We start from the raw sequence: 9066 nt of genomic DNA, 5'->3' as shown, positions 1-9066 counted from the left end.
CCTTCGTCGCTTGCGCAGCGGCACCCGAACGGCGAGACGGCCGCCAACCCTCCCGGGTGTGTCTGTCCCGGGAACGCTTCATGCGTGCCGGGTTGCGTCAGGCGGGCAGGGTCACCATTGCGGGATGAGCTCACCGGAAACGCTTTTCGCCAGCAACCACACCCGAACCCGAACAGCGAGCCGGTCGTGAACCACTCACCCCCCCGACAGCCAGAACCCCCCCAAATAAGCGACCTCCGCACCCAACCCGGCCCGGCACGCATGAAGCGTTCCCCGGATAGATCAACTGGGTGGTTTCGCGGCCGTCTCGCCGATCGGCGAGACTCAGGGGCCGCGAAACCCGCCGGAGCGAAGCGAAGGCCAAAAATACAGCTAAAACCTTTTCGGATAGTGGTTCTGGCGGGTTCGGCGTGTGGTTGCGGTTGGTGTGGTGTGTGGTTCTGGCGGGTTCGGCCCGTGGTTGCGGTTGGTGTGGTGTGTGGCCCCGGCGGGTTCAGCCCGTGGTCCCAACTGGTGTGACCTGTGGTCCCGACCGGCTCGCCCAGCGCACCCCGACCCGTTCAAGTAGTCCTCCCCGGCGCAGCGGGCCGTCCACCCGGTCCTCCGCCATCTGGCGTTCACCGGCGTCCCCTAAGCTGTCACGCGTGCGCGTACTCGTCATCGGTTCCGGAGCCCGTGAACACGCCCTGGTGGAAGCCCTGCGGAGAGATTCGGGGGTGACCGCCATCGCGGCCGCGCCCGGGAATCCGGGTATCGCCCAGGTTGCCGAGGTACGGCCGGTCGATCCGGTCGGTGCCGAATCCGTGGTCGGGGCGGCCCGGGAGTTCGGTGCGGATCTGGTCGTGATCGGGCCGGAGGTTCCGCTGGTCCTCGGTATCGCCGATGCGGTGCGAGCCGCGGGTATCGCGTGCTTCGGGCCGTCGGCCGCCGCGGCGCGGATCGAGGGCTCCAAGGCCTTCGCGAAGGACGTCATGTCGGCGGCGGGGGTGCGCACCGCGCACAGCGAGATCGTCGATCATCCCGGTGAACTCGATGCGGCGCTGGACCGCTTCGGCCCGACCTGGGTCGTGAAGGACGACGGGCTGGCCGCGGGCAAGGGCGTGGTCGTCACCGCCGATCGGTCCGCGGCTCGCGATCACGGCGCCGAACTGCTCGAACAGGGCCACCCGGTCCTGCTGGAGTCGTTCCTGGACGGTCCCGAGGTCTCACTGTTCTGCCTGGTCGACGGTGAAACGGTGGTGCCGCTGCTGCCGGCTCAGGATCACAAGCGCGTCGGCGACGGCGATACCGGTCCCAACACCGGCGGTATGGGCGCCTACGCCCCGCTGCCGTGGCTGCCGGCGGAAGCCGCCGCCGAAATCGTCGACGATGTGGTGAAACCCGTTGCCGCCGAAATGGTTCGACGGGGCGTGCCGTTCTCCGGCCTGTTGTACGCGGGGCTGGCGATCGGTCAGGCGGGGCCCGCCGTCATCGAATTCAACTGCCGCTTCGGCGATCCGGAGACGCAGGCCGTGCTGGCCCTGCTCGACAGTCCGCTCGGCGCCCTGCTGCACGCCACCGCCACCGGCACCCTGGCCCAGGCGCAGCCGCCGCGCTGGAAGGACGGCGCGGCGATCACGGTGGTGCTGGCCGCGGAGAACTACCCGAGCCGTCCTCGCACCGGCGACGTCATCTCGGGAACCGAGGGTGCGGTCGCGAATACCGAAGTGCTGCATGCGGGTACATCGCAGCGGAGCGATGGTGCGCTGGTGTCGGCCGGTGGCCGCGTGCTCAATGTCGTTGCCACTGGTGGTGATCTGACCGAGGCTCGTGTCAACGCCTACGCGCGGATCGCGGGGATCAAGTTGCCCGGCAGTCACTTCCGCACCGATATCGGGCTCGCCGCGGTCGAGGACCGCATTTCTCTGCCGACCCGCGTGTAGCGGGGCGGCCGTCCGCTCAGCCGAGCTTGATTCCGCGCATCGCCAGCCACGGCTGCGGATCGATGTGCTGGCCGTTGACCAGGATCTCGAAATGCAGGTGCGGCCCGGTGGAATCGCCGCGATTGCCGATGCGCGCGATCTGCTGCCCGGCCCGCACCCGTTCGCCCACCGACACCGAGAAGTCGTACATGTGGCCGTAGACGGAGATGGTGCCGTCGCTGTGCCGAATTCGCACCCACAGCCCGAAACCCTGTGCCGGCCCCGCGTCGATGACCGTGCCGTCGGCAACGGCGTAGATCGGTGAACCGATGGGTGCGGCGATATCGATGCCGTAGTGGAAAGTGCCCCAGCGGCCACCGTAACCGGAGCTGAACACGCCGACCGCCGGCAGCGCGAACCCGCTGGAGCCCGGCGCGATGCCGCCCGGGATGATTCCGCCGGGCATGCTCGCCGACGGTCCGGGCAACCACGGTTGCGGCGTTCCGGCGACCGCCGCCGCGGCCTCGGCCTTCGCCCGATCCAGTGTGGCACGTGAGGCGGCAGCCACCACCTGGGCCTCGCGGAGGCGTTCGCCGTTGTCGATGGCCTGCACATAGCGCTTGCTGGTCTCCGGCTCGGCCTGGACCTGCAGGGGATACGCGACGGCAATGCGTTGCATCGCACCGGGTTTCGGTGCGGAGTCGATCGTCCCCGGTGCCACCGCATCGGCGGCGGCGAGCAGGCCCACCACGACCACGCCGAGGGTCAGCACGCGATGGTCGCCCACCCAGCCACGCAGGCGCGGCCACAGGGTTTCCAACTCCTCGCGCCAATTCCGCCCGCGGAGGTTCCGCTCGTACCAGCGCCGTCCCGCACCCGCCGCGGAACGGCCGATACGGCGGGATCGACCGGCCAGCGATCGGAGCCGCGCCCGCATCGAGGGCCGCTCGCTGTGCAGCGCTGTACGCCAGTCCGGGCGGATCACGGTCCAGCCCCCCTGGTACATCTTGGCGCGGCGTGCCTGGTCAGGCATTCTGCCGACGATAACAGGGGGTTGTCCGGCGGCGCAGCAGGGCGCGGGGGTGCGCTGCGTCGGCCGAGGAAGCCCGTGCCCGTCGGCGCGGGCGGGCGGTGTTCTACCGTCGTCGGGTGCGCAGTGAATCCCGTCGGTCCACCGTTCCCACCTTCTACGTCATGGATGTCTGGAAGGCTGCCGCCGAACGCGCCCGCACCCACGCAGATGTGCTGGTACTGGCGGCGGGGCAGCCCTCCACGCCCGCACCGGCGCCAGTGTTGCGGGCCACCGCGGCCGCACTGGACGGCGAATTGCTCGGATACACCGAGACTTTCGGTATTCCGGAATTGCGCGAGGCGATCGCCGGTCATCACCGTGACGGGTACGGCATCGAGGTGACCGCCGACGATGTCGTGGTCACCACCGGCTCCTCCGGTGCGTTCACCCTGCTGTTCCTGGCCGCATTCGACAGCGGTGACACCGTCGTGGTGGCCCGGCCGGGTTATCCGGCCTATCGCAACACTCTCACCGCACTGGGCTGCCGGGTGATCGAACTGGACTGTGGTCCGCAGACCCGGTTCCAGCCGACGGTGGCGATGCTCGAGGAACTGCCCGAACCGCCCGCCGGATTGATCGTGGCGAGTCCGGCGAATCCGACCGGGACCATGATCGCCCCGGACGAACTGGCCGCACTGGCTCGCTGGTGTGACGACCACGGCACCCTGTTGATCTCCGACGAGATCTACCACGGCATCGCCTATTCCGGCAGCGGCGGCGATACCGAACCGGTCAGCTCGGCCTGGGAGACCTCGAAGGAATCGGTGGTCATCGGCTCGGTGTCGAAGTATTTCTCGATGACCGGGTGGCGGCTGGGCTGGATGCTCGCGCCCGAACGGCTGCGTCCCGCGCTGCAGCGGCTGGCGTCGAATATGACCGTCTGCCCGCCCGCGATCTCGCAGTTCGCCGCGGTGCACGCGTTCGGTGCCGAGGCCAAAACGGAGCTCGACGGTCACGTGCGCCGCTACGCACGCAATCGGTCGCTGCTGCTCGACGGCCTGCCCGCGCTGGGGATCACCGATCTGGCCCCGGCCGACGGCGCCTTCTACGCCTACGCCGATATCGGTCACCTGAGCCAGGATTCGACCCGATGGTGTGCGGATCTGTTGGCACACACCGGCGTCGCACTGGCGCCGGGCATCGACTTCGACACGAGCAACGGACACCGCACGGTGCGCTTCTCGTTCGCCGGCGCGACCGCCGACATCGAGGAGGCGCTTGCCCGGCTTGCCCGGTATCTGGACTGATGTCGCGATATCCGGACGGATGCTGCGATATTCGGACCGAGGCGGCGATATCCGGACCGGCACAGAGTTTTCCGGGCGCCTACTTTCCGTACCGGCCCGTGGAACGTGTCGATGCGGTACAAATGATTTGGTTGTGTTTTCAACCCATTTCGTCGAACCGACCCCGGTTGCCCATGCCGATTCCACAGCACGGATCGGCCGGGATTGCACAGGCGTACAGATTTGTACAGATCGCACCGATTTGGCACGGATGAACCGATGATGACTGGCACGATGACACGGTGATCACCGCGACGACCCCGAAAGGCGAAAGGCGTCGCCAAGCGTTGGTTGCGGCTGCCGCAGAGTTACTCCTCGAAGGCGGCTTCGATGCCGTGCGCCACCGTTCGGTGGCGACGCGCGCCGATTTGCCGTTGGCTTCCACGACCTACTATTTCGAATCGCTCGAGGATCTGATCGCGCGCGCGGTCGAGTTCAGCGGTACCGCTGAACTCGAGGCGATGCGCCGCCGCATCGGCGATGTCACCCATCGCCGCCGCGGGCCGGAGGCGACCGTCGAGCTGATCGTGGATCTGATGGTCGGCACCGAGGGCCCCGACGAATTCGCCCGGGGCCGGTTGATCGCGCGGTACGAGCGGTCGGTGGCCTCGGCCCGGCATCCGGAGCTACGTGAGGTGCAGTTGCGACTGCGCGCGCAGCTCGAGGATCTGGTCGCCGATGTGCTGCGCCGATCCGATCGCATGGTCCGCACCGATCAGCTGCGCCGGCTGGTGGCCGTCGTCGACGGCGCCGTGGTCGCGGCACTCGCCGAGTCCGATCCGCAGCCGCGCCGCACCGCCCGCGCGGCCCTGCTGGAGCTGATCGACGTGATCGCGCCCCCTACACCGCAACCGCTGCTGGCGTCGCAGTCGATGCCCCCGGCCATGCCCCAGCAACCGAGCAGGCATCGAACATTAGACTGACTGTCCGTGAGTCTTGTCCCGAACGTCCTCGCCACCCGGTACGCCAGCCCGCAACTGGTGCAGTTGTGGTCGCCCGAGAACAAGATCGTGCTCGAGCGCCGGTTGTGGCTCGAAGTGCTGCGGGCGCAGACCGAACTCGGTGCGGCCGGTACCGAATCGGTCACCCCCGAGGTGATCGAGGATTACGAGCGAGTCCTCGGTGAAGTCGATCTGGCGTCGATCGCGGAGCGGGAGCGGATCACCCGCCACGATGTGAAGGCGCGGATCGAGGAGTACAACGCCCTCGCCGGACACGAGCACATCCACAAGGGCATGACCAGCCGGGATCTCACCGAGAACGTCGAACAGCTGCAGATCCGGCTGTCGCTCGAGCACAGCTACGAGCACGGTGTCGCGGTCGCGGCGCGGCTGGCCGAGCGGGCCGCCGAGTATCAGTCGCTGGTGATGGCCGGCCGTTCGCACAATGTCGCGGCGCAGGCGACCACCCTGGGCAAGCGTTTCGCCAGTGCGGCCGATGAGGTCCTGATCGCGTTGCGCCGGGTGCGGGAGCTGATCGACCGCTATCCGCTGCGCGGAATCAAGGGCCCGATGGGGACCGCCCAGGACATGCTGGACCTGTTCGACGGCGATGCGGGCAAACTCGCTGAGCTGGAACAGAAGGTGGCCCGCCACCTCGGTTTCTCGACCGTGCTGACCAGTGTCGGTCAGGTCTACCCCCGCTCTCTGGACCACGATGTCGTCTCGGCGCTGGTCCACCTGGGCGCGGGCCCCTCGTCGTTCGCGCACACCGTGCGGCTGATGGCCGGACACGAGCTGGTCACCGAGGGCTTCCAGCCGGGCCAGGTCGGTAGTTCGGCGATGCCGCACAAGATGAACACCCGCTCCTGCGAACGGGTCAACGGCCTGCAGGTGGTGCTGCGCGGGTACGGCTCGATGGCCGCCGAACTGTCCGGCGCGCAGTGGAACGAGGGCGACGTGTTCTGTTCGGTCGTGCGCCGTGTCGCACTGCCGGACGCCTTCTTCGCCATCGACGGCATGATGGAGACCTTCCTGACCGTCCTCACCGAATTCGGCGCCTATCCGGCGGTGGTCGAGCGCGAGCTCAACCGCTATCTCCCGTTCCTGGCCACCACGCGCATCCTGATGGCGGCCGTCCGCGCGGGCGTGGGCCGGGAGAGCGCGCACGAGGTCATCAAGGAACACGCGGTCGCGGTCGCCCTGGCCATGCGCGAACAGGGACGCGAACCCGATCTGCTGGATCGCCTCGCCGCCGACGATCGCATGCCCCTGGACCGCACCGGGCTCGAGACCGCTCTCGCCGACCGCACCGCCTTCATCGGCGCCGCCGAGGCGCAGGTGGGTGATGTCGTCGCACAGGTGCAGAAGCTGATCGACGCGTACCCCGACGCAGCGCGCTACACCCCGTCGCCGATCCTGTAGCTCGCAGCCGCATCCGGTGTCGCGCCCGTTAGGGTGCGCACCATGGATCCCTACCGAATTTTCGCCGATATCGTGGCGGGACGGGCGCCGGCATCGAAGGTCTACGAAGATCCGGACGTGCTGGCGTTCATGGATATTCGCCCCGTGACGCCCGGGCATCTGCTGGTGATTCCGAAGGTGCCGGCGCGGAGTCTGGCGGAGCTGGACCCGGTGATCGGCGGCAAGCTCTTCCAGGTCGGTCAGCGGCTGGCCGCGGCGCTGCGGGCCTCCGAGGTGGGCTGTGACGGCGTGAATTTCTTTCTCGCGGACGGGGTTACGGCGGGCCAGGAGGTCTTTCACGTCCATCTGCACGTGATACCCAGGACTCCGGGAGACGGATTCGGCTTGCGGAGCCGGGCGACGAGTCCGCCACGGGCGGATCTGGATTACCTGGCGGCCTCGATCCGGGGTGCGGCGCAGCGTTCGGAATCGGTTGCCGAGGGCCGCTCGGACGGGCGGTAGTGGTGCCTGTAATCGCCCTCGTACCGGGCCGAATTACTGCGAACCGGATGGTTTGCTGAAGAAACGCCGGATGGGCAAACGCCTCCGCGCAACCCGAGTGTGGGTTACCTTGAGTAGCACTTGTGGTGGGCGGATGGAGGTGGGGATATGCGGCGCTCGACGGTTGCTGCTTTCGTGCTCGCTGTCGTGGCCGGTGTCGTCGGCCCCTGGACCGGGCTGCTGCCTCGCGCCGCCGCGGCACAGGTGGTCGGGGAGAACGACATGAGCGCCACCAGGACCGCGCTGTTCATCGACTCACCGGCCATGGGCCGCACCATTCAGGTGCAGGTGCTGCACCCCGCGGGCGGTGGTGCGCGGCCCTCCTACTATCTGCTCGACGGCCTGGACCCCGGTGTGCAACAGAGCACCTGGACCAATGCCACCGACGCCGAGCCGTTCTTCCTCGGAAAGAACGTCAATGTGGTGCTGCCGATCGGTGGGCAGGCGAGCTATTACACCGACTGGCAGAACGACGATCCGCACTTCGGGCGCTACCAGTGGGAGACCTTCCTGACCCAGGAGCTACCGCCCATCATCGATTCCGCATTCGACGGCAACGGCGTCAATGCCATCGGCGGACTGTCCATGGGCGGTATCGCGGCGTTCGTACTGGCGGCCCGGCACCCCGAGCTCTACGAGGCGATCGCCGGATACAGCGCCTGCCCCGACCTCGGCATCGCACAGGGAGCGATCACGTTCTCGATCGCCAACCGGGGCGGCAATCCATTCGATATGTGGGGTGCGCCGGGTAGTCCGGAATGGGGCGCCCACGATCCGGCGCTGCTGGCGAATCGGCTGCGCGGCAAGACCATCTATCTGTCCACCGGCACCGGGATTCCCGGCCCGCACGAGTCGGAGATCAAACCGCAGCTGCCGGAGAACATCTTCCTGGGCGGGCCGATCGAGGCCGGTGTCGACATCTGTGTCACCGCCTTCGAACAGCGGCTGCGCGGTATGCGGATTCCGGCCCGGGTAGATCACAATGTGGTGGGCACGCACTCCTGGTCCTACTGGCAGGACTACCTGCACGCGTCCTGGCCCACGATCGGCGGCGCCATCGGCGCCTGAGACGGGCTGCTCGGTCGCGCGGTAGCACTACCGCGCGACCTGCTCGCCGATCAGGCCGATTCCGTGCCGGGACGGTTGAATTCACCGTCCTTGGCGCCCGCGACGAAGGCGCGCCACTCGCCGGGGGTGAAGATCAGTGCCGGTCCGTCCGGATTCCTGGCATCCCGCAACCCGATATTTCCGCTGGCCAGGAACGCCACCTCGACACCGCCCTCCCCGTCACCACTGCGCTGCCAGACCGCCCCGGGCTCGATATCGCGATTCTTCGCTTCCAACCTGTGCTCCCGCATCGATGTGATCGCCCATCGGCCGGGCCGAGCGAGCGCTGTCGTCGTAGACAGTAGGCGTCGCGTACCGGTGTCGTTTCCGAATTCGCGGCGACGGACATGTCCGGGATCACACCGATGCCCGAACCTGCGAAATGTGGCCTTTGTCTACTCGCGAGAGCAACAGTGCTGGTTTACGGCGCAACCCGAGCGGTAATCCAAGTGATTGTGGCAGATATGTGGCGTCGTTTCGACGCGAGACCGAATAGGCACACCCTGCCGCAGTGAAGGGACGACAAGGATGGAGCACCGCATGGCACCCGTCTTCGACAGTTGCGCGGTGGTGCCCCGGCACCTCACCGTCGAGCTTGCGCACAACATCCTGCACGGTCACAGCAGCTGTCCCACCGACCAGTGCGCACGCCGTAAAGCCGCACTGTTCTTCCTGATGGAATCGCGCCGTTCGGCCCGCGGCACCGGAACCGATCTGCGACGGCCCGCGCCGCGCACCGGGCTCGGGTAGGGCACGGCCTGATGGTGGTGGCCCGGAGGCGGTAGCGCAGCGTCACC

At 67.9% G+C, this 9066-nt stretch carries 8 protein-coding genes and 1 pseudogene; 7 read left to right on the top strand and 2 right to left on the bottom strand.

Features of this window, described 5'->3' with window-relative positions; all coding sequences use genetic code 11:
- Nucleotides 1–644: 644 nt before the first annotated feature.
- Nucleotides 645–1922, top strand: coding sequence for a phosphoribosylamine--glycine ligase (gene purD, locus AB0L57_RS14350; protein ID WP_364961349.1), 1278 nt, complete (start codon nt 645–647; stop codon nt 1920–1922).
- Between the two features lie 16 nt (nt 1923–1938).
- On the opposite strand, the pseudogene AB0L57_RS14345 reads toward purD, so the two are convergent.
- Nucleotides 1939–2354: pseudogene (locus AB0L57_RS14345) on the bottom strand (M23 family metallopeptidase); the annotation flags it as partial.
- A 696-nt stretch (nt 2355–3050) separates the two neighbouring features.
- On the opposite strand from AB0L57_RS14345, the gene AB0L57_RS14340 reads away from it, so the two are divergent.
- The 5 genes from AB0L57_RS14340 to AB0L57_RS14320 all read left to right on the top strand — a co-directional run bounded on the left by AB0L57_RS14340 (nt 3051) and on the right by AB0L57_RS14320 (nt 8230).
- A complete protein-coding gene (locus AB0L57_RS14340; protein WP_364961347.1) occupies nt 3051–4220 on the top strand; it encodes a pyridoxal phosphate-dependent aminotransferase in 1170 nt (389 codons plus the stop codon).
- A 281-nt stretch (nt 4221–4501) separates the two neighbouring features.
- Entirely contained in the window at nt 4502–5182 is a 681-nt protein-coding gene (locus tag AB0L57_RS14335) for a TetR family transcriptional regulator C-terminal domain-containing protein (RefSeq protein ID WP_364961345.1), read from the top strand.
- A gap of 6 nt (nt 5183–5188) precedes the next feature.
- On the top strand, nt 5189–6622 hold the full coding sequence (gene purB / locus AB0L57_RS14330; protein ID WP_364961343.1) for an adenylosuccinate lyase: 1434 nt from the start codon (nt 5189–5191) through the stop codon (nt 6620–6622).
- A 42-nt stretch (nt 6623–6664) separates the two neighbouring features.
- Nucleotides 6665–7123 (top strand): HIT domain-containing protein, encoded by a 459-nt coding sequence (locus AB0L57_RS14325; protein ID WP_364961341.1) that lies wholly within the window; start codon nt 6665–6667, stop codon nt 7121–7123.
- A gap of 147 nt (nt 7124–7270) precedes the next feature.
- Nucleotides 7271–8230, top strand: a complete 960-nt coding sequence (locus AB0L57_RS14320) for an alpha/beta hydrolase family protein (protein ID WP_364961339.1) — start codon at nt 7271–7273, stop codon at nt 8228–8230.
- A gap of 50 nt (nt 8231–8280) precedes the next feature.
- On the opposite strand, the gene AB0L57_RS14315 is transcribed toward AB0L57_RS14320, so the two are convergent.
- Complete coding sequence (locus AB0L57_RS14315) at nt 8281–8505, bottom strand: DUF397 domain-containing protein (protein WP_364961337.1); 225 nt, start codon at nt 8503–8505, stop codon at nt 8281–8283.
- 304 nt (nt 8506–8809) lie between these two features.
- On the opposite strand from AB0L57_RS14315, the gene AB0L57_RS14310 reads away from it, so the two are divergent.
- Nucleotides 8810–9019, top strand: coding sequence for a hypothetical protein (locus AB0L57_RS14310; RefSeq protein ID WP_364961335.1), 210 nt, complete (start codon nt 8810–8812; stop codon nt 9017–9019).
- The last annotated feature ends 47 nt before the right edge of the window (nt 9020–9066 follow it).

This window comes from Nocardia sp. NPDC052254 (assembly GCF_040679495.1).
In the GTDB taxonomy this organism is placed as follows: domain Bacteria; phylum Actinomycetota; class Actinomycetes; order Mycobacteriales; family Mycobacteriaceae; genus Nocardia.
Note: the sequence above shows the minus strand (reverse complement) of the source record. Positions and strands in the feature narration are given on the sequence as shown.

Bases quoted from the DNA above. Each gene is read 5' to 3' on its own strand.
- AB0L57_RS14325 (WP_364961341.1), top strand. From the start codon at position 6,665: ATGGATCCCTACCGAATTTTCGCCGATATCGTGGCGGGACGGGCGCCG.
- AB0L57_RS14320 (WP_364961339.1), top strand. From the start codon at position 7,271: ATGCGGCGCTCGACGGTTGCTGCTTTCGTGCTCGCTGTCGTGGCCGGT.
- AB0L57_RS14310 (WP_364961335.1), top strand. From the start codon at position 8,810: ATGGCACCCGTCTTCGACAGTTGCGCGGTGGTGCCCCGGCACCTCACC.